The organism is Microcoleus sp. w1-18aA5 (genome assembly GCF_036701705.1).
In the GTDB taxonomy this organism is placed as follows: Bacteria; Cyanobacteriota; Cyanobacteriia; order Cyanobacteriales; family Microcoleaceae; genus Microcoleus.
Genome location: NZ_JAUPTE010000043.1, coordinates 1 through 19,018 on the forward strand (window position 1 = coordinate 1; position 19,018 = coordinate 19,018).

Sequence of the window (19,018 nt, forward strand, 5' to 3'; positions counted from 1 at the left end):
TTATTTCAATTTACTTAGTTTAGGTAAATTTGACAAGCTTCTGTAATGCTAAAACTGTATAATTTCAGCCTAAAAGCCTTTGGCTTCCAAGTTTTCACAACTGATCAAGAAATCCGACCCACATCTGCGGAATGTGGGCAAGAAGATTGAGTTTTTAAGAAGGGGCAAGATGCCCATTCCGCAAGAAAATGGAGTTTTTAAGAAGGGGCAAGATGCCCATTCCACAAGAAGGTTGAGTTTTTAAGAAGGGGCAAGATGCCCATTCCACAAGAAAAGAGAGTTTTTGAAGAAGGGGCATCTTGCCAGTTTCTAAACAGGTGATTGAGAAGGAAGCTTGATATAAGTTAATACCAGTTTCCATAAACGTTGCTACCTTTACTCACAAGTTGAAAAGGGTATGAGACGGTAGCGGTTAAATCTCTATCAATGGAAGGGTGTATACGGCTGACAGATTCGCTATCTTGAAAGTAATTAGCCAGAATCATCAGCAATCTGCAACGGTTGGCTGTTTGGGCAGGCAGCACAATAATCAAAGTCATAACATAAGTTGATTCCATGCAAAACACGGCAGATTTACTCCCCAAAATAGACTCGCCGAGTCTTCCCAAAAAGCAACCCGCACCCCCAAATTACGAAGCAGCCGATCGGCAATTTGTCAATTTGCTAGAAGTCGAGGATTTAGACAAGACGGTGGCGACAAAACCGTTACTTGTCAGCGATTTTGAAAGCGCAATCGCCTATGCAATTCAAGCAGCTTACCAACAGGAACCGGGCGATGAGGCCGCTCACCGCTTCTTGCAGCGCGTGCTTTACCGCATCAACCGCCTCAACTTGTTTTGGTACGATGATTTGCGCCGCTACAACAACGAACGATCGCACTATTTGCGTTCTGTGCGCGATCGCATTGAGGAACCTTGGCAGCAGTGGGAAATCGCGCAAATCGACGTTGCAGCGCTGCAAAAATTGCCGGATGTCAAGCAAGCTCTGCGCGATCGCGCAGCCGCCGATGTCGATCCTCCGCTAACTGAGCTCGATCGCTACCAGCGGGAACAGATGACTGAAGAGGGATACAAACACCTGCTGGCGATCGCCTCCTTCGATGGTTTAGTGGAAGCCAGCCGTGTTTCTCGCATCATCGGCGGTGCCGGCAACGAAATTCAGTGCACCCTTACGCGAGTGCTGATCGAAGAATACGGCGGCGGTCGCCTCCCGCGCAAGCATTCGACCTTTTTTGCTCAAATGCTGGCAGAATTCGGGATGAGTACGGAACCGGAAGCGTACTTCGATTTAGTGCCTTGGGAAGTGCTCGCAAGTATTAATCACAACTTTCTGCTGACGGAACGCAAGCGCCATTTTCTGCGATACAACGGCGGACTCACTTATTTTGAGGTGGCCGGGCCTGTCGCTTACCGCAATTATCTAGCCGCCGCCCAGCGTCTGGGCCTCTCGCAAGCTGCGATGGGTTATTGGGAACTCCACATCAAAGAAGATGAACGTCACGGCCGGTGGATGTTGGATGAAGTGGCGATCCCGCTGGTTGATAGATACCCGCAGGAGGCTTGGGAGCTGGTGTTGGGGTACGATCAGGAGAAGTCGATCGGCGATCGGGCTGCTGCTGCTGTGGTGCGATCGATCCAAGCTGCAGAACGGAATTAACGGCTATTTAGGGTGCATAAGTCTTGGATGCACCCTAGATCTTGCACCTTTCTCAATAAGCCTTTGAGGAACAGGCTGTCCGGCCTGTTCCACAAAGAGTGTATTTCTTGTGTAACAGGCCGGACAGCCTGTTGCTGACAATGGTGGAACACGCAAGATGCACCTGCGAGCGCTGTATTTCACAATGCTGTCATTAACTGAATGAGCTCGATCGACAAATCTCTTTGCGACTTTTGGTGCTTCTTAAAGAAAACTCCAGCCAGCAGATAGATGTTTTCCGTATAAAAAGCCATTCCCTGTTCTCTGAGAGTGGCGATCGCGCTTTTCACTTTGGGTTCCGAACTATAATAGCCAAAAGTTAAAGGTGCAATTTCAAAATTCGCAACCGAGTAGCCTCGATCCAAGGCATAATCGATCAAACCCACAGGATTAGAATAGCTAGAAACCATCAGCAAAACTTCATCGCTGCCCAAAGATAAAAGTTTCTTAGCAATTGTACAACCATCATTCCCGCCGTGCAACAGTGGTTGGTAGATTTTATCATCTACCGCAGGCAAGTAAGGCGGATTTGAGATGACACAATCCGCCGACTCGTATAAAGGCGAATCAAAAAAAGAGCAATTGTTGACTGTGTATTTTTCGCTGAGTTGATATTCCTTAATTTGAGACTGAGCAATTTTCCAAGCTACATTATTTAGCTCAAATCCCTGTATTGTCCCATCAAAATCACTTCTCAGCAAAGACTTAATAACTGGACTTCCCTCTCCTGAACCAAACTCTACGATAAGTCGAGAATTGTCACTAGCATTTAACACTAAACTTTCCAAGCAGTGCGCGTAAAAATCCGATTCTTCCGGGCAGTGGAATACCTGTTTCAGAGGATGGGATGAAGTGAGCATAAATTCGGTAACAAAGTTGACTATTTTTAAAATATCGAATAAGTAATATTCCAGCCATCTGTCGCAAGAGCTATTTTATCAACTTGTACAATCTATCTCTTCCTGTTATACCGGGTGGGCTCAAATAACTATTACTGCCGACAGATTATCCAATTAACTAGATTAATCCGATTGACAGATTGCAATTAGAGCGATTACTGGTGAGATAGTACCTAAGCAAATAATTGTAAATTTTAATAGTGTCAGATATGACCTTTTTTAATTATTCAGTTCCCCCTCTGCGCCGGAAACAGCTTAACATCGAGCTTCAGGATTTAGAAGGGCTTTGGCAGGTTCAGTTTCCCCTTGGCAAAGATCGATTTTATTCACAATTTTACACTTGTCTCGATCGAACTTGCTTGCTGTGGAGCTTGCTGTTAATACCCATCTTCGGCACAGCACAATTTTTTTCGGTGAGTTGGATGCTGCAAGCCGGTTTGTGGTCAGCGCTCAGCCTCGTAGGTACAGCAGCAATGGTAAGCATGACATACTCTTGGGTTAAAATAGAACGCCTGATTTGGGTGCTTTACGGTTGGGTAATACTAATGTTATTAGGATTGTTGCTGACAGATTTAGCAATTTTTCTCAGTTGGGGAAAAGTGTTGGCGAATCTCTGTCCGCTGTGGTTGGGAATGAGCGGGATAGGGTATTTAGGGACGGGACTTGCAGTGCGATCGCGCGCGCTTTTAGCTGCAAGTTTATTTCACCTGTTGGGGATTTTGATTTTGCCTTACACGGGCGGTTGGTCTTTCCTATTTACGGGAGTCGTAATGGTATTTAGCTTGCTGGTTTTAGCCGAATTGCAATGGGATATGCGCCAGCCTATTAACAGGCTACATTAACGGGTGTTCCGCCGCGATTCCCACAGCTATCAACCTCAAGCATTAACCACAACTGATGAGTACATTCCTAATGACGGAGGATATCACGCCCGCTAGAATAACGTCACTGCAATTTGTGGGTAGTGAGGACTTTTGGTTCTCCTCAAAATTTGAGGAATGAAGTCCTCACTAAACAACGGATCGGGGTTATTTTAGCGGACACGATAGAAGTGATGGCTGATAACTAATTGCCACCAGACTGTACAGATTTGCGGGTTTGGTTAGTATCGTCGCCCTTGTGATGCCACGTGCCACCTTCGCCTTGAACGTATTCAGATTTTACGCTGTTCCAAGCAACGCTAGTAGCACCATCGGCGCTCATTCCATCTTCACTAGCGCTCTTAAAAGCCGCCTGAAAAATTTGTTTCGCTCCTTGGGGGAGTTCTTGTGCTTCTGAAGGTAAGGTATCAAATTGTTGTTCTGGCATAATGACCTCTAATTATTAAACATAAATTTAATCTTATATACTAGAACCCACTACTTTCCTCTCTCTAAAAGCAAGTTTAAGATTGCATTCTTATCAGTCCGAAGACAGATGTAATATTAAAGTTTTTGTAAAAACTAATACAACTTGATTGCCGTTCCTGGTTCAGCCGGATTTGGCTAATTTCCCTCCTCCAACAGCCATTAATCTGACTTCGGTTTTTTCACCTGCGAACTTAGAAAATACGTCAGCGCAGCGATTACTAAAGCGATACCTGCTCCCAAGGGAAGGATGTTCGTCCCGCCATTCCACCGAACTACCTCCGAGAGAAACAATACACTCAACACTACTACAATGACGCTGGTGAGTTTGCTTTTCAGGTCGTCGATAGTGTGAATTTCCAGCCAGATGGGTACTTTGATGCGCTCGTCAATAAACAACTCGTAAAGTCCGAGTGCAGTAATGTAAAATACTGTGGCGAGGAGAAACAAATCTACAACTTCGATGCCAGACAGAATCAGTTGTTTGGAGTTTTCGCTGGAAACCGGTACTGTAACTGTGTGGCCGATGGTAATGACGGTTTCCAGGGCACCGTAGATCAAAAGCGTCACAGACGTTGCAAAAGAACCGAATACAGCGATTAACATTAGATAGCGACTTCTGGCAAGAATTCGATGCAGCATAGTTGATCTCTCGTTGGAAAATTGGTTAGAGAACAAGCGCTCTCTGGCATACCTGTGGCTTTACTATATCAGAGTTTGCCCGATCGCACTCACAAGCAATTCTGCCGAGTGTGGCCACTGGTTAATTTCAGGTCGCGCGGCCACAACTCGCATAGCCCTCATTTCGCCTTCGTGTTTGAGACAACTCCAATCCCAGTCAAAAGCCTTGCTGTTGCAGGGTAGCAGGCGCTTTTGCGACTCGGAGCGATCGCTCGCGCGTTTTGAGATAATTTAGTTTCCTGGGAAAGTTTGAGCGGTATTCTGCCAGTGCCCAAATTGTCAGCCACAAGTTAAGAAAAAATAGCGCTCAAAAATTTTTAAAACTAACTCATCTGGCGGAGTGCTCAAGCAAAATTGACGGTGAGAAAATCACCAATTTCTGCCTCAAAGCACCTGCATCCGGGGAAAATTCATAGGAAGAAGCGGGCGCTTGTCTGAGAAAGCCGGTTAATTCGTATATGTCTCGTTACTCCACCCAAAATTTTTCATATCAACCTGGTTTCTATCCCCCGAACACAAAATTTGATTGAGCTAGTCTGCCGCTCAATCAAATTTCATCCACCACCTGAAATAAAAAGTCCTTTTGTCAAATATTCCTAAAGATGAATGGCGAACTTGAAGCATACGTAATAGCTTATAAACTGTTAACGTGGCGGTGTAATTAATCAGGAAAAAATCATCAAGGGAACGGGACTAAATTGGCTCCCTAACCTTCATTGTTCCGCAGCGAAGGTTAGAAAAATTGTACGTTACGCTGTCAATTTGACCCTCCGGTTTTGGCATCACAACCGATCGCAGCACTCTATGCAAAAGCAAGCATTACCATGAAATCTTCTAAATTGTTGAAAGTTGTTTTAGCAAGCGCTTGTACTTTAGGTTTAGCAACGGTTTCCTTAGCACTGCCTGCTTCAGCCCAGTCGGGCGGTGCTGGTGGCGGCGGTGCCGGCACAGGCACAAGCGGTACAAGCGGTACCGGTACAACTGGCACGGGTACAAGCGGTACAAACGGTACAAGCGGTACTGGCACAAGTGGTACAAGCGGTACGACTGGCACGGATACAACCGGTACCAGCGTTACGAGTGGCACTGGTACAAGCGGTACAACGGGTACAACGGGTACAAGCGGTACAACGGGTACAACGGGTACGAGTGGCACCGATACAACGGGTACAAGCGGCATCGGTACAAGCGGTACAAGCGATACAACGGGTACAACGGGTACAACGGGTACAACGGGTACAAGCGGTACAAGCGATACAACGGGTACAACGGGTACAACGGGTACAACGGGTACAAGCGGTACAACGGGTACAACGGGTACGAGTGGCACCGATACAAGCGGTACAAGCGGTACAAGCGGTACAAGCGGTACGAGTGACACCGGTACAACGGGTACAAGCGGTACAACTGGTACGACCGGCACCGGCACAAGCGGTACAACCGATACGACTGGCACGGGTACAACGGGTACAACGGGTACAAGCGGTACAACCGGTACGACTGGCACGGGTACAAGCGGTACAACCGGTACGACTGGCACGGGTACAAGCGGTACAACCGATACGACTGGCACTGGTACAACAGGTACAACTGGCACTGGTACAACAGGTACAACTGGCACTGGTACAACAGGTACAACTGGTACGACATCGACGCCGGCTGATACTAATTCTGGAGTTTTGAGTGCTCGGCGCGATAGCCCCAACAATTTCGGGTGGCTGGGTGCCCTGGGCGCGTTTGGTTTGATCAACCTGTTTCGGAAAGGCAGTACGCCATCCCATCGGTAGTTTCGGGCGATTCCCTACGGGATAGCTTCGCTTGACGTACTTTTGAAAACAACTTAGAGGCTTAGAAATTCATGACTTCACTCAATCGCAAAAATTTGTTCAAAAAATTGGTAACAGTTGCCGGAATTGCCGGCGTTAGTTCCTTGATAGCTGTGCCGGGATTCGCAGAATTAAACCGCCAGACTCACGGCTTCAACCAGTCGGGCGATCGGGTTTTTGATCTTGCTGATAGCGACTTAAACGATCCTAATTCTCCGGGACCTTCTGTTACAGATCCTAACAACAACAATCCTGGCGGTTCTCCCAACACTCCAAATACCCCCACCAACAACAATCCTGGCGGTTCTCCCAACACTCCAAATACCCCCACCAACAACACTCCCGGCCGTTCTCCAAATAGCCCCATCAACAACACTCCCAGCCGTTCTCCCAACACTCCAACAGGTGGCGAAACTTCGCCTAATTCTCTCAGCAGCCAAGACAGAAACTTTGTCATGCAAGCAGGTCAACTTGGTATGCTGGAAGTGGAGCTCGGCAGATTGGCAGTGCAGCGCGGTTCTAGTGCAGGTGTGAAACAATACGGGCAAGAAATGGTTGAGGAACACACCCAGGCTAATCAAGAACTGATGCAGGTAGCAACGCAAAAAGGCGTAAAACTGCCAACCGAAATAAGCAGCCAGAACACAGCTTTGATGGATCGACTTTCCGGACTATCCGGTACAAGTTTTGACACCGCTTACAAGCAGGCTATGATCGACAGCCACACTCAGGCTATTGCTTTGTTTCAGGCTCAATCTCAACAGGGACAAGATCCAGACTTGAAGGCTTGGGCCACCCAGAAGTTGCCGAACCTTCAGGCGCACTTGCAAATGGTTAACCAAATGTTGGCAGATACTAGCCAGCCCAAATAGGAGGTAGAGGAGGTAGAGTGCGATCGGCTTTTATGCGATCGCACTCTACCTTTTGTGCTCGGAGAGGGAACAGTAATAAATTCTTTTAAACCCTATAATTTTTGAGAAAAATGGAAGATTTTCTCCGCAACTTGTTGGGCAACAATATTACAGCAACCTGGCTGTTATTTATCGTAGGGTTTTGCTGGATTGCTTACATACCCGGTCGCCTGAAAAATTAAAAATTATCAATTAAAACTTCAAAATTAAGTACGTAGGCGCAAATAAACCTTACCGTGCAACCAACCTATTGGAGGGTGCCTCAAGCCTCAGATTTCCTACGATATTTCATGCCATATCTCCGGGGCAGCCTACAATTTAGTCTAAATTAATAATTTTTTAACAGACAGGCGTTCGATCGCCCGATCGTGAAAACAAGCAAGTGCGATCGGGCGATTTCTTCAAACAACACCAAATTAATTAGTCCTCAGTGTCCACAAAAACAGTCACAGCCGCCACAGCGATTAGCATTTCATCATTTTTATCATTCAGAGAGGCGATCGCCCTTCCTGGCACAATCATGCCTCCTTGCTCCACAATCAGAGTTTTGCTGCCAAAAGGCAGCACCGCCAATACCTCCTCGGCGCGCACTTGTTCCGGGTAAGGAACAGCCACCTTAACCTCAACAATCATCTGATTAGGGTCGGTCAAACCCGCCACTTCCCAGACGCCTAGGAGAGCATTATGGGCGATCGCATTTCGTACAGCCCTTGCACAGGCTACAGTCGGTTCCTGCCCGTGCTGGTCTATACCCATCCCCATTTCAATGATGAAACATTTACGTGTCATAGTTGTCCATTGGTTTATTTTTGTTTGTAGTCGTTAGTGAAGCCCCCCCCTACGGGGGCTTCGCCAACGAAGAGGTTCGCACTCTTTCGCCAAACAATTATCAACCCAAATGACCGAATTTTATATTATTTTATCGCTCCATCGAATAACACAATAATCATCTCATTTAATAAAAAAGATAACTTTAGACGACCTCCAAACTTATATCAAATCAGTCATTGTAAATCTAAAATCTAAAATCTTAAAGTTAAAATGGTATAAGTTATGGTAATATTATCCAATTCAGCTTTCCTCGTGGACTGCAAAACTCATCGCCAGCTTGAATCATGGATAGTTTTCTGCCAATTGCCTACTTTCAAAACCAATTTCTCCCCTTTACCGACGCCAAAATTTCCATAGCCACCCACGCACTGCACTACGGAACCGGAGTCTTAGGCGGGTTGCGGGGAATTCCCGACCCCCAAAATGCCGATCGAATATTGCTATTTAGATTAGACCGCCACTGTCAAAGATTAAGTCAAAGTGCCAGCTTCCTTCACTGCGATTTACCCGCCAGCAAAATCCAACAAATAATTATTGATTTTGTTCAGAAAAACCAACCAACAAAATCATTTTATATCCGCCCTTTTATCTACACATCAAGTTTAGGAATTGCCCCGCGACTGCATAACGTAGAAACCGACTTTTTTGTCTATGGATTAGAACTTTCAGACTATTTACCCAAAGAAGGAGTCAACTGTAGAATTAGCTCTTGGTACCGCCAAGAAGACCGCAGTTTGCCCTTAAGAGGTAAAATTAGTGGCGCTTACATCACCTCAGCTTTAGCTAAAACAGAAGCAGTAGAATCCGGCTTCGACGAAGCTATTATGATGAACACTCAGGGAAAAGTCAGCGAAGCTTCAGGAATGAATATATTTGTCGCCAGAAACGGTAAATTAGTTACTCCCGGTTTCGAGCAAGATATTCTCGAAGGAATTACCAGAGACAGTGTAATCACAATCGCCAGAGACTTAGGAATTGAGGTCATAGAAAGACCCGTTGATAGATCAGAACTGTTGATTGCAGACGAGATTTTCCTCTGCGGAACCGCAGCCAAAATTACGCCAATTAAGCGAGTAGAAAACTATCACTTGCCCACAAACCGACCCATCACCGAAAAGGTTTTGGACAAACTAACCGGGATTATCGAAAATCGGGACAGCAAGTACAAAGACTGGGTATTTCCGATTAATCTTAATTAACCGAAAATACCTGTGATCGTAGAAGCGAGTTCACTCGTTACCAGGCTCTGCCTGGTAACGCAGATCAGGAGCATCGGCCTCCACATTTCATGGCAGCCATGCGAGGCAGAGCCTCTGGATATCGGTTCCCAGGTAGAGCCTAACAGTTGTTGTGGAGCAGGCATCTTGCCTGTTTCCTGCTAGGAACTACCCGCACAAAACAGCCGCGTGATGCCGAATGTGATCCTCCATAAAACTAGCTATAAAATAATAGCTATGGTCGTAACCTTCCTGCATCCTTAAAGTTAGTGGCTGTCCCGCTTTTGCACAAGCTTCTGCGAACACTTCAGGCAACAACTGCCCGTCAGCGAGATAGGAGTCAGCAGTGCCGCAGTCAATCAGAATCTGACGGTTGTATTGTGCCTCCAGCACCAATTCGCTAGCATCCCACGTCTTCCACATCTCTTTGTCGTAACCGAGGTAGTGTCCGAATATTTTTTGTCCCCAAGGGCAGCGCATTGGGGCGGAAATAGGCGCAAAAGCGGAAACAGAAAGATAGCGAGATCCATTTTTCAACGCGCAAATTAACGCCCCGTGTCCGCCCATCGAATGACCAAAAATTCCCTGTTTTTCCGGTATCGCTGGAAAATTTTCGGCGATTAAATTAGGCAATTCATCAACCACATAACTGTACATTCGATAGTGAGCCTTCCAAGGTGCGGCTGTCGCATCAACATAAAAACCCGCACCACTTCCTAAATCCCAATCCTCATCTTCCCCAGGGATGTCCGTGTTGCGCGGGCTAGTGTCGGGCGCAACCAGCATTAACCCATATTTTGCCGCAAATTGTTGCGCCCCCGCTTTTGCCATAAAGTTCTCTTCCGTGCAGGTTAAACCTGATAGAAAATACAAAACTGGTACGGGTTGAGATAAAGCTTGCGGCGGCTGGTAAACAGCGAATTTCATCTCGCTGTTGCAAGCGGAAGATTGATGGCTGTAAAAGCCGAGTTTGCCACCGAAACTTTTCTGTTCTTTGTGCAGTTTTAGGGAGTCAGAGAGCATAATTGGGAATTGGGAATTGGGCATTGGGAATTAATCTTTATTCTATCCGTTACATCCGTTACAAAATCTGTTGCCGAACTTCTTCCTTCTTCCTTCTTCCTTCAAAAAGTCAAAACTGTGCGAATTACTTCGCCTTTGTGCATCAAATCAAAGGCTTCATTGATTTTGTCGATCGGCATTACCTGAGTTACCAGACTATCAATATCAATTTTACCGTCCATGTACCAATCAACAATCTTAGGAACATCAGTTCTGCCTTTTGCGCCGCCAAAAGCCGTGCCTTTCCAAACCCTACCAGTTACTAGCTGAAACGGGCGAGTGCTAATTTCTTGACCTGCTCCCGCTACCCCGACAATTACGCTCACACCCCAACCTTTGTGGCAGCATTCTAATGCTTGGCGCATCACATTAATGTTGCCGATACATTCAAAACTGTAATCAGCTCCGCCTTTGGTTAAATCTACCAAATAAGGCACTAAATCGCCTTCCACTTCGCGAGGATTGACAAAGTGAGTCATGCCGAATTTTTCCGCCATCTCTCGCTTGTCGGGATTCAAGTCTACGCCGACAATCATGTTAGCTCCCACCATGCGAGCCGCTTGAATTACATTCAAACCCACGCCACCCAAACCGAAAACTACCACATTAGAACCAGGCTCTACTTTCGCAGTATTTATGACAGCGCCGATGCCAGTTGTTACGCCGCAGCCGATTAAACAAACTTTATCAAAAGGAGCATCTTCGCGAATTTTTGCTACTGCAATTTCTGGCAATACTGTATAATTAGCGAAGGTAGAAGTTCCCATGTAATGGTAAAGTTTCTGCCCGTCTATGGAAAACCTGCTCGTGCCGTCGGGCATCACTCCCTGCCCTTGAGTCACGCGAATTGCTTGACAGAGATTTGTTTTGCGGCTCAAACAATATTCGCAGTTGCGGCATTCGGGAATGTAGAGAGGAATTACCCGATCGCCCACTTTGACACTCGTTACTCCCGACCCCACTTCTGCGACAATCCCGGCTCCCTCGTGGCCTAAAATAGCCGGAAACAAGCCTTCAGGATCGGCACCGGAAAGAGTGTAAGCATCAGTGTGACAAACACCCGTGGCTTTAATTTCCACCAGCACCTCTCCAGCCCGCGGCCCATCCAGATCCACCGTTTCAATGCTCAAAGGTTTGCCGGCACTACGAGCAACTGCTGCTTTTACTTTCATGCTTTCTCCCTGCCCTCTATTTGTCAATTCACCAGTCAATATGTATTGTATTACTTAATGTCAAACTTGGAGCAAATCTATGACAAAATTAATTGTAATTACCGGAGTTAGTCGCGGTCTAGGTCTTGCCATGACCGAAAAGTTTATTGAATTGGGACATACAGTTGTGGGATGCGCCCGTTCTTCGGAAGCGGTGGAGAAACTCAACCAAAAATATAGTGCGCCCCACCATTTTACTTGTTTGGATGTCACCAACGACGATCGAGTAAAAGCTTGGGCAACAGAAATTATGGTAAAAAATGAGCCGCCAGATTTGCTAATTAATAATGCAGGTGTAGCTAATCACCTAGCGCCTCTTTGGAATGTCAGCAACGAAGAATTTTCGCAGGTAATTGATGTTAATATTAAAGGTACGGCTAATATAATTCGCCACTTTGTCCCGGCAATGATTGCTCGAAAAAACGGCATAATTGTCAACTTTAGTTCTGGTTGGGGAAGGTCAACTTCGCCGGAAGTCGGGCCCTATTGCGCTTCCAAGTGGGCAATAGAAGGACTTACGCGATCGCTCGCTCAAGAATTGCCCGCAGGTTTGGCAGCAGTTCCTTTGAATCCGGGGATAATTCACACAGATATGCTGGACATTTGTTTCGGAGAAGATGCCGCAAATTACCCGTCAGTTAAAGCATGGGTGCAAAAAGCAGTTCCTTTCTTACTAAAATTAAAAGCTTCCGATAACGGAATGCCGCTGACTGTTCCTGGATAATACAGCAACCCTTACAGGATTTGCGAACATCTCTCCTTTCTTCTCCTCTGCGCCCTCTGCGCTCTCTGCGGTTCATAAAAAAATCTCAAAAATGAAATAAAATTGCTATATTCCCAAATCACAACTCTTTCCCCAAATAGCAACTGTGAACTTGCCGCTAACCTCCCCCTCGCAAACCGAAACCCGTAAAGCAGACCACCTGAGGATTTGCCTCGAAGAAGACGTACAATTTCGCGAAACTACCAGCGGCCTAGAACGCTACCGTTTTGAACACTGCTGTTTGCCAGAACTCGATCGCACTGAAATCGATTTAACCTCCACATTCCTCGGCAAAAAACTAGCCGTTCCCCTGCTAATTTCCTCGATGACCGGCGGCACAGAATTAGCCCAGACAATCAATTATCGCCTCGCCGATGTTGCTCAAGAATACAAACTAGCAATGGGAGTCGGTTCCCAGCGAATCGTTGTAGAAAATCCTCAACTAGCTCCTACATTTGCCGTCCGTCGTCGCGCTCCAGATATTCTGTTATTTGCCAATATCGGAGCAGTTCAATTAAACTACAATTATGGTTTGGAAGAGTGCCAAAAAATTGTTGATATTTTAGAAGCAGACGCACTAATTTTACACCTCAATCCGCTGCAAGAGTGCGTTCAAACCGAAGGCGATACTAACTTTAAAGGACTGCTAGATAAAATTGCCAAATTGTGCGATAAATTACCAGTACCAGTTATTGCTAAAGAAGTCGGCAACGGTATTTCAGGAAAAATGGCAAAGAAATTGCTCGCCGCTGGGGTAGGTGCGATCGACATTGCCGGGGCCGGAGGTACTTCTTGGGCGAAAATAGAAGGAGAGCGAGCTAAAGATGGCAAGCAGCGCAGGTTGGGCGCAACCTTTGCCGACTGGGGAATACCAACAGCCGAGTGCATTGTCAGCACCCGCGCCGTAGCGCCGGATGTTCCTCTGATTGCCTCTGGAGGATTGCAGAATGGGTTGGATGCAGCGAAGGCTCTCGCCCTTGGCGCGGATATTGCGGGACTGGCGCGGCCGTTTCTACAAGCTGCAGCGGAATCGGAATCAGCCGCAGCCCTCCTTGCTGAGGTATTAATTGCAGAAATCGCCACCGTGATGTTCTGTACAGGCTGCGGTAATTTGGATGAGTTAAAACATTCTGGGGTTTTGGAAAGGTTAAGATAAAAGTGAGTCAGCAGTCAAAAGTCATTAGTCAGCAGTCATTAGTCAACAGTCATTAGTCATAAGCTAATAACTAACGACAGCAGATAAGTGCTAAATCCTACTTCCAGGAATTACCAATAATATCATTTCCGCTGGCATCGGAATCATATTTTTCCGAGTGCAGTGCGAGCGTCTCGATCGCGTGCGGGGACGCTTGCACGCTCGGTATCATTCCGCTCTAACCGGATGTGATATAACTAATGACTACTGACTAATGACTAATGACTACTGACTACTGACTATTGACTAATAACTAATTACCAATTATCTAATGAAAGATTTCCTAAAATATACCTGTGCAAGTTTACTGGGAACCTTCCTAGGACTGCTGCTGCTGGGCAGCATCGGATTGGGGGGACTGGTACTGCTAATTGCTATGGCGGCATCGTCGTCTAAAGATTCAGGCCCGCAAGTTAAAGATAAGTCTGTATTGGTATTAGACCTTTCTTCAAATATCACCGACAGCAAACCGAGCCGTAGCACTGGCGCGGCGATTGAAGAAGTGCTTTCGGAAGATTCCGGCGATACAGTGACGCTGCGGACTGTTTTAGACACGATCGAATATGCGAAAAAAGACCCGAAAATCGTTGGCATTTATCTCGAAGGCAGCTCGGATTCGAGCAGCAGCGGGTTTGCCAATCTCAAAGAAGTTCGATCGGCATTGCAGCGTTTCCGAGATGCCAAAAAACCTATTTTTGCTTACCAGATGGACTGGAACGAGCGAGATTATTACCTCGGTTCCGTTGCTAATACAATTGCCGTCAATCCTTACGGCGCTTTGGAAATCAACGGTTTTAGCAGTCAGGCAATGTTTTTCACCGGTGCCTTGGAAAAATACGGCGTGGGAGTGCAAGTGACTCGCGTCGGCAAATACAAGTCAGCCGTTGAACCGTTTTTGCTCACAAAAATGAGTCCAGAAAATCGCCAGCAAACTCAAAAGTTGCTCGGAGATATGTGGGGAGAATACCTGCAAACTGTCGCCCCGAGTCGCAAAGTGACTGTTCCGCAACTGCAAGCGCTTGCAGATAGTGGCGGAACTTTGATGGCTGACGAAGCTCTCAAAAACAAGTTAGTTGATAAAGTTGTATACTTTGACGAAATATCGACTGAACTCAAAAAACTCACAGGAACCGATCGCGAAAACAAATCTTTCAAGCAAATTAGTTTGAAAAACTACGCGAAAATTGCTGAGAATAAAAACTCAACTCACGCTAACAATAAAAACCAAATTGCTATACTTTACGCCGAGGGAGAAATTGTAGACGGCGAAGGGGGCCCGACTGAAGTAGGAGGCGATCGCATCGCTCAAGAAATGCGGAAAATCCGAGAAGATAACGACGTAAAAGCGGTAGTTTTGCGCGTCAACAGTCCCGGAGGCAGTGCGACGGCGGCCGAAGTCATTGGGCGCGAAGTGATGCTGACGGGGAAAAAGAAACCCGTTATTGTTTCAATGGGCAATTTAGCAGCTTCCGGCGGCTATTGGATTTCGATGGGTTCCAACCGCATTTTTGCCGAACCCAATACGATTACTGGTTCTATTGGTGTTTTTGGAATGCTGTTCAACGCCGAAAAATTGGCTGCTAACAACGGTCTAACTTGGGACGTGGTGAAAACCGGTCGCTTTGCGGATACTAACACGGTTGCCCGCCCGAAAAATCCTCAAGAATTGGCGAATATTCAGAGGATAGTCGATCGCATTTACGATCGATTTATTACTAAAGTCGCCACCTCCCGCAAACTGCCGAAAAACAAGGTACAAGAAATTGCTCAAGGCAGGGTGTGGTCTGGTATCGCCGCGAAACAGTTGGGTTTAGTCGATGAAATTGGTGGCCTTGAAGATGCTGTCAGAGAAGCGGCTAAGCAAGCTAAACTCGGCGATGATTGGAAGTTGGAAGAATATCCAAAACGCCGCAGCTTGGAGGAGCGAATTTTGGAAAGAATTTCAGGCGTTCACGTTTTGAAACCAGCCGCCAAACTCGACCCGCTAACGGCCGAATTTAAGAAAATGCAAGAGGAATTGGCTGTGATCAAGTCGATGAACGACCCGCAGGGGATTTATGTTCGCTTGCCTTTCAATTTGCGAATTGATTAATTAATACCAAGTCCGGGATTTTTACCCCTTTATTCTTAGTCCCGCTCTGTTGAGACGAAAGTTTTGCTCTTGAACCGTTGCAAGCGCTGAGTCTGATAGGGGTTTTTAACCCGGATTTGGTAAAAGTAGGCTGACCAAGAATTTCTTGATGGTACAGCCCCCGGATTTATCCGTGGAATCAATCCAAAATCGCAAATCGAAAACTCTCAAGCCCCCGCATTTATCCGTGGGGTCGCCTCTAAAATCTAAAATCTAAAATCTAAAATCGATTGGCCAAGAATTTCTTGATGGTACAGCCCCCGGATTTATCCGTGGAATCAATCCAAAATCGCAAATCGAAAATCAGAAGAGCCCCCGCATTTATCCGTGGGGTCGCCTCTAGAATCTAAAATCTAAAATCTAAAATCTAAAATCGATTGACGCACCTACAAACAACTGAAAAACCCGGTTTTTTCAAGAAACCGGGTTTATGAATACCCTAAAAGTCGATCGACTGGGAATTGGCAATATTTGTTATGCAGCACGCTGAGTTAACAATCCCCAGATGAAAAGTAGAACGATCGCACCTACGACTGCAAAAGCTATGCTGGGTAGTGTCAATGCTCCGAAGGATGCTCCCCCGCTCGTCCCCAGCAAGACTTGACCTAGATAACCTCCCACTAGGGCGCCCAAAATTCCTAAACCTGTTGTTGCCAGAAAACCGCCGCCTTGAGATCCCGGATAAATGGCTTTGGCGATCGCACCGGCAATCAGTCCTAAAACGATCCAAGCAATAATTCCCATTTCTCTTTCTCCTGAATACTTAAACTTTTCTTGTGCCTTGTCTTATGTTCTAAGAATAACAACCCCTATCCCGCTCTTACCTCTACCGCAGGGATGAACTGAAAGTGGTAGGATTTCTCATGAATCGTCCGAGTTTGAGGTTTTTTAATATCTCAAAAGAGTTAACCCACTTTTTCGAGGGAAGAAAGGTACTTATGCTCAAAGCAAAAAGGAAATAGGAGAATTTTTTCTGGGACTTTTTGTGTTTTACTGGTAAAAAAATTACAATAATTTTGTGAAATGAGGAAAGTTTGCGCCCGATGGATCTGACTCTGTGCATGATTGTGAAGAATGAAGAGGCAACACTGTCGCGGACTTTGGACAGCGTTAAGGGTGTTGTTGACGAAATAGTGGTGGTGGATACGGGATCGGGCGATCGCACCCGTGAAATTGCCAGAGAATCCGGGGCGAGGGTTTATGACTTTGAATGGTGCGACGACTTCGCAGCGGCGCGCAATGAGTGTCTGAAGCACGCCCAGGGCGACTGGATTTTGGTATTGGATGCCGATGAGGTTTTGGTACCGGAGATTCTACCTCAAATTAAGCAGGCAATTGCGAGCGAGCAACTGCTGCTAATCAATCTCATCCGCCAAGAAATCGGTGCCTCTCAATCTCCCTATTCCCTAGTGTCGCGCTTGTTTCGCAATCGCCCCGACATCCGCTTTTCTCGCCCTTACCACGCCATGGTAGACGACAGCGTGGCTGAGATTTTGCACAGGGAACCAAATTGGAAAATAGCTTCTCTCCCCGATGTGGCGATTTGGCACTCTGGTTATCAAAAAGATGCGATCGCCGCAAAAAGTAAATTCCAAAAAGCTCAAGCAGCAATGGAACGCTATATAGCTTATTATCCAAACGATGCTTATGCTTGTAGCAAATTAGGTGCGCTGTATGTAGAAAGCGGGCAAATCGGGCGGGGAATTAATTTATTAAACAAAGGCTTGACTGCCGAGGCAATTGATGATTCTATTGTTTACGAGCTGAACTATCATTTGGGAATTGCATATCGCCAGCAGCAGCAATTTGTAAAAGCAAAAGAACACTATCAAGCGGCAATTAATACCAATGTGTTCCCACCACTCAAGTTGGGTGCTTACAATAATTTGGGCAATTTGCTCAAAGATGAAGGAGATTTGAAATCTGCTGAAAAAGCTTACAAAGCAGCTTTAAAAATAGACCCCAATTTTGCAGTAGGTCACTACAATTTAGGACTGACGTTGAAGGCAGCCGGAAATTTAGCAGATGCGATCGCCTATTACAGACAAGCGATTAAAATCGATCCAGAACACGCGGAAGCTCATCAAAACTTGGCAGTTGCCTTGCTAAAAATTGGCAAAATGCCAGAGAGTTTAGCAGAATTCAAAAGAGCGATCGCCCTTCACGAACAGCGCCGCCCTTTTGAAGCAGAACGCTTGCGCCGGGGACTACAAGAAATGGGTTTAATGTAAACTTCCCTATCTACTTTATCGTTACCCAATAATTTTTAGGGGCAATCCCCGATGGTTTCCCCTCGCTCCCCAAGGGGTAGGCACTCTTGGCACTACCCTACAAATTCTGAAAATTACCAGCCAAATCAAGCAATTATCTCTACTTTGCCGCTATCCAAATCATAGCGGCCCCCAACAACTTTAAGCTTGCCGGCTTTGATTGCTTCAGCTAAAATAGGCGACGAGGATTGTAACTTATTTACATTCATTTTCACATTAGCTCTGACTGCATTATCCCACGCATTGCCTGTTTGACCTTTGGTCGAATCTACTGCGGGTTTAATCGCCGCCACCAAAGTGCTAATGTGACCCGGCACAGCTTTACCATCTAAAGCTGCTTTGACAGCACCGCAGCGTTCGTGACCCAGAATTACTAATAGTGGCACGCCTAATTCTAAGGTGGCATATTCTATATTCCCAAGAACTACATCGTCGAGGAAATTTCCAGCTACTCGAATATCAAATAAGTCCCCTAATCCTTGGTCGAAAATAATTTCGGGAGCAACCCGCGAATCAGAACAAGCCAGGATAGTTGCAAACGGATGTTGACCCTGTGCTACTTCTACAACTCGCGATCGAGCTTGGTCGGGAAATGTCCGTTTTTGCTCAATGTAGCGTTGATTCCCCTCCATCAATTTCTTAAGAGCACTGTTAGGAGTAATGTCAGTAGGAGTAATGTCAGAGATTGCCTCTGCCTTTGCTACTTCGGCTTGTAAAAACGCTGGTGCCAAGCTTGCCGCCAGCATCCCTGCACCAGCCCTCAGCATTAAATTCCGTCGCGAAATCATACCTGCTCTTTCGCTTTTAGTCATTGCTTGCAACTCGGTTCAATTGTTTGTATTTGTTAGCATAATATATACCACAAGCTCAGTCAGACTTCTTTGATTTTTCTTTACAAGCTGCTCCGGCACAATGTAAAGTTCAAAAAAGTAGCCCATTTTTATTTCATTCATATTTTATTTAGTAAAGTCAATGGCAGT

18 protein-coding genes are annotated in these 19,018 nt (G+C 46.1%); 9 read left to right on the top strand and 9 right to left on the bottom strand.

The features are described 5' to 3' along the window. Positions 1-344: 344 nt before the first annotated feature. On the bottom strand, positions 345-539 hold the full coding sequence (locus Q5691_RS16645) for a hypothetical protein (RefSeq protein WP_333212922.1): 195 nt from the start codon (positions 537-539) through the stop codon (positions 345-347). Positions 540-555: 16 nt separating this feature from the next. On the opposite strand from Q5691_RS16645, the gene Q5691_RS16650 reads away from it, so the two are divergent. After that, complete coding sequence (locus tag Q5691_RS16650) at positions 556-1,656, top strand: iron-containing redox enzyme family protein (protein ID WP_333212923.1); 1,101 nt, start codon at positions 556-558, stop codon at positions 1,654-1,656. Positions 1,657-1,835: 179 nt separating this feature from the next. On the opposite strand, the gene Q5691_RS16655 is transcribed toward Q5691_RS16650, so the two are convergent. Then, positions 1,836-2,555: an SAM-dependent methyltransferase gene (locus Q5691_RS16655; RefSeq protein WP_333212924.1), complete on the bottom strand. Its 720-nt coding sequence runs from the start codon at positions 2,553-2,555 to the stop codon at positions 1,836-1,838. 248 nt (positions 2,556-2,803) lie between these two features. Here Q5691_RS16655 and Q5691_RS16660 point away from each other — a divergent pair, with 248 nt between their 5' ends. Beyond that, positions 2,804-3,436, top strand: coding sequence for a hypothetical protein (locus Q5691_RS16660; protein ID WP_333212925.1), 633 nt, complete (start codon positions 2,804-2,806; stop codon positions 3,434-3,436). 223 nt (positions 3,437-3,659) lie between these two features. On the opposite strand, the gene Q5691_RS16665 is transcribed toward Q5691_RS16660, so the two are convergent. Both Q5691_RS16665 and Q5691_RS16670 read right to left on the bottom strand, forming a co-directional pair. After that, positions 3,660-3,902: a ChaB family protein gene (locus Q5691_RS16665; RefSeq protein WP_190662935.1), complete on the bottom strand. Its 243-nt coding sequence runs from the start codon at positions 3,900-3,902 to the stop codon at positions 3,660-3,662. A 200-nt stretch (positions 3,903-4,102) separates the two neighbouring features. Next, positions 4,103-4,582, bottom strand: coding sequence for a YqhA family protein (locus tag Q5691_RS16670; protein WP_333212926.1), 480 nt, complete (start codon positions 4,580-4,582; stop codon positions 4,103-4,105). An 863-nt stretch (positions 4,583-5,445) separates the two neighbouring features. Between Q5691_RS16670 and Q5691_RS16675 the strand changes: the two genes are divergently transcribed. Then, positions 5,446-6,408: a hypothetical protein gene (locus Q5691_RS16675; RefSeq protein WP_333345723.1), complete on the top strand. Its 963-nt coding sequence runs from the start codon at positions 5,446-5,448 to the stop codon at positions 6,406-6,408. 71 nt (positions 6,409-6,479) lie between these two features. Then, a complete protein-coding gene (locus Q5691_RS16680; protein ID WP_333345726.1) occupies positions 6,480-7,319 on the top strand; it encodes a DUF4142 domain-containing protein in 840 nt (279 codons plus the stop codon). 459 nt (positions 7,320-7,778) lie between these two features. Here Q5691_RS16680 and Q5691_RS16685 read toward each other — a convergent pair whose 3' ends face one another. Next, complete coding sequence (locus tag Q5691_RS16685; RefSeq protein WP_333212775.1) at positions 7,779-8,147, bottom strand: Lin0512 family protein; 369 nt, start codon at positions 8,145-8,147, stop codon at positions 7,779-7,781. 326 nt (positions 8,148-8,473) lie between these two features. Here Q5691_RS16685 and Q5691_RS16690 point away from each other — a divergent pair, with 326 nt between their 5' ends. Continuing rightward, a complete protein-coding gene (locus tag Q5691_RS16690; RefSeq protein WP_333212773.1) occupies positions 8,474-9,388 on the top strand; it encodes a branched-chain amino acid transaminase in 915 nt (304 codons plus the stop codon). A 186-nt stretch (positions 9,389-9,574) separates the two neighbouring features. Here the strand turns inward: Q5691_RS16690 and fghA are convergent, their stop codons facing one another. Continuing rightward, positions 9,575-10,429, bottom strand: a complete 855-nt coding sequence (gene fghA / locus Q5691_RS16695) for an S-formylglutathione hydrolase (RefSeq protein ID WP_333212779.1) — start codon at positions 10,427-10,429, stop codon at positions 9,575-9,577. Positions 10,430-10,530: 101 nt separating this feature from the next. After that, entirely contained in the window at positions 10,531-11,640 is a 1,110-nt protein-coding gene (locus Q5691_RS16700; protein ID WP_333212771.1) for an S-(hydroxymethyl)glutathione dehydrogenase/class III alcohol dehydrogenase, read from the bottom strand. Between the two features lie 79 nt (positions 11,641-11,719). On the opposite strand from Q5691_RS16700, the gene Q5691_RS16705 reads away from it, so the two are divergent. The 3 genes from Q5691_RS16705 (at position 11,720) to sppA (ending at position 15,729) form a co-directional block, all read left to right on the top strand. Beyond that, positions 11,720-12,403: an SDR family NAD(P)-dependent oxidoreductase gene (locus tag Q5691_RS16705; RefSeq protein ID WP_333345729.1), complete on the top strand. Its 684-nt coding sequence runs from the start codon at positions 11,720-11,722 to the stop codon at positions 12,401-12,403. A gap of 145 nt (positions 12,404-12,548) precedes the next feature. After that, the gene (gene fni, locus Q5691_RS16710; protein WP_333212768.1) at positions 12,549-13,598 is read left to right on the top strand and encodes a type 2 isopentenyl-diphosphate Delta-isomerase; all 1,050 of its coding nucleotides are present in this window, start codon (positions 12,549-12,551) and stop codon (positions 13,596-13,598) included. A gap of 310 nt (positions 13,599-13,908) precedes the next feature. Then, positions 13,909-15,729: a signal peptide peptidase SppA gene (sppA, locus tag Q5691_RS16715; RefSeq protein WP_333345733.1), complete on the top strand. Its 1,821-nt coding sequence runs from the start codon at positions 13,909-13,911 to the stop codon at positions 15,727-15,729. Between the two features lie 513 nt (positions 15,730-16,242). On the opposite strand, the gene Q5691_RS16720 is transcribed toward sppA, so the two are convergent. Continuing rightward, entirely contained in the window at positions 16,243-16,512 is a 270-nt protein-coding gene (locus Q5691_RS16720; RefSeq protein WP_333128479.1) for a GlsB/YeaQ/YmgE family stress response membrane protein, read from the bottom strand. A gap of 299 nt (positions 16,513-16,811) precedes the next feature. On the opposite strand from Q5691_RS16720, the gene Q5691_RS16725 reads away from it, so the two are divergent. Beyond that, on the top strand, positions 16,812-17,999 hold the full coding sequence (locus tag Q5691_RS16725; RefSeq protein ID WP_333212765.1) for a tetratricopeptide repeat protein: 1,188 nt from the start codon (positions 16,812-16,814) through the stop codon (positions 17,997-17,999). A 125-nt stretch (positions 18,000-18,124) separates the two neighbouring features. Here the strand turns inward: Q5691_RS16725 and Q5691_RS16730 are convergent, their stop codons facing one another. Further along, entirely contained in the window at positions 18,125-18,850 is a 726-nt protein-coding gene (locus Q5691_RS16730) for a carbonic anhydrase (RefSeq protein ID WP_333212764.1), read from the bottom strand. Between the last annotated feature and the right edge of the window lie 168 nt (positions 18,851-19,018).

What these genes read in the sequence shown, in the direction of transcription:
- Q5691_RS16645 (WP_333212922.1), bottom strand. Translation starts at nt 539, where the DNA reads ATGACTTTGATTATTGTGCTGCCTGCCCAAACAGCCAACCGTTGCAGA.
- Q5691_RS16650 (WP_333212923.1), top strand. Translation starts at nt 556, where the DNA reads ATGCAAAACACGGCAGATTTACTCCCCAAAATAGACTCGCCGAGTCTT.
- Q5691_RS16655 (WP_333212924.1), bottom strand. Translation starts at nt 2,555, where the DNA reads ATGCTCACTTCATCCCATCCTCTGAAACAGGTATTCCACTGCCCGGAA.
- Q5691_RS16660 (WP_333212925.1), top strand. Translation starts at nt 2,804, where the DNA reads ATGACCTTTTTTAATTATTCAGTTCCCCCTCTGCGCCGGAAACAGCTT.
- Q5691_RS16665 (WP_190662935.1), bottom strand. Translation starts at nt 3,902, where the DNA reads ATGCCAGAACAACAATTTGATACCTTACCTTCAGAAGCACAAGAACTC.
- Q5691_RS16670 (WP_333212926.1), bottom strand. Translation starts at nt 4,582, where the DNA reads ATGCTGCATCGAATTCTTGCCAGAAGTCGCTATCTAATGTTAATCGCT.
- Q5691_RS16675 (WP_333345723.1), top strand. Translation starts at nt 5,446, where the DNA reads ATGAAATCTTCTAAATTGTTGAAAGTTGTTTTAGCAAGCGCTTGTACT.
- Q5691_RS16680 (WP_333345726.1), top strand. Translation starts at nt 6,480, where the DNA reads ATGACTTCACTCAATCGCAAAAATTTGTTCAAAAAATTGGTAACAGTT.
- Q5691_RS16685 (WP_333212775.1), bottom strand. Translation starts at nt 8,147, where the DNA reads ATGACACGTAAATGTTTCATCATTGAAATGGGGATGGGTATAGACCAG.
- Q5691_RS16690 (WP_333212773.1), top strand. Translation starts at nt 8,474, where the DNA reads ATGGATAGTTTTCTGCCAATTGCCTACTTTCAAAACCAATTTCTCCCC.
- fghA (WP_333212779.1), bottom strand. Translation starts at nt 10,429, where the DNA reads ATGCTCTCTGACTCCCTAAAACTGCACAAAGAACAGAAAAGTTTCGGT.
- Q5691_RS16700 (WP_333212771.1), bottom strand. Translation starts at nt 11,640, where the DNA reads ATGAAAGTAAAAGCAGCAGTTGCTCGTAGTGCCGGCAAACCTTTGAGC.
- Q5691_RS16705 (WP_333345729.1), top strand. Translation starts at nt 11,720, where the DNA reads ATGACAAAATTAATTGTAATTACCGGAGTTAGTCGCGGTCTAGGTCTT.
- sppA (WP_333345733.1), top strand. Translation starts at nt 13,909, where the DNA reads ATGAAAGATTTCCTAAAATATACCTGTGCAAGTTTACTGGGAACCTTC.
- Q5691_RS16720 (WP_333128479.1), bottom strand. Translation starts at nt 16,512, where the DNA reads ATGGGAATTATTGCTTGGATCGTTTTAGGACTGATTGCCGGTGCGATC.
- Q5691_RS16725 (WP_333212765.1), top strand. Translation starts at nt 16,812, where the DNA reads ATGGATCTGACTCTGTGCATGATTGTGAAGAATGAAGAGGCAACACTG.
- Q5691_RS16730 (WP_333212764.1), bottom strand. Translation starts at nt 18,850, where the DNA reads ATGACTAAAAGCGAAAGAGCAGGTATGATTTCGCGACGGAATTTAATG.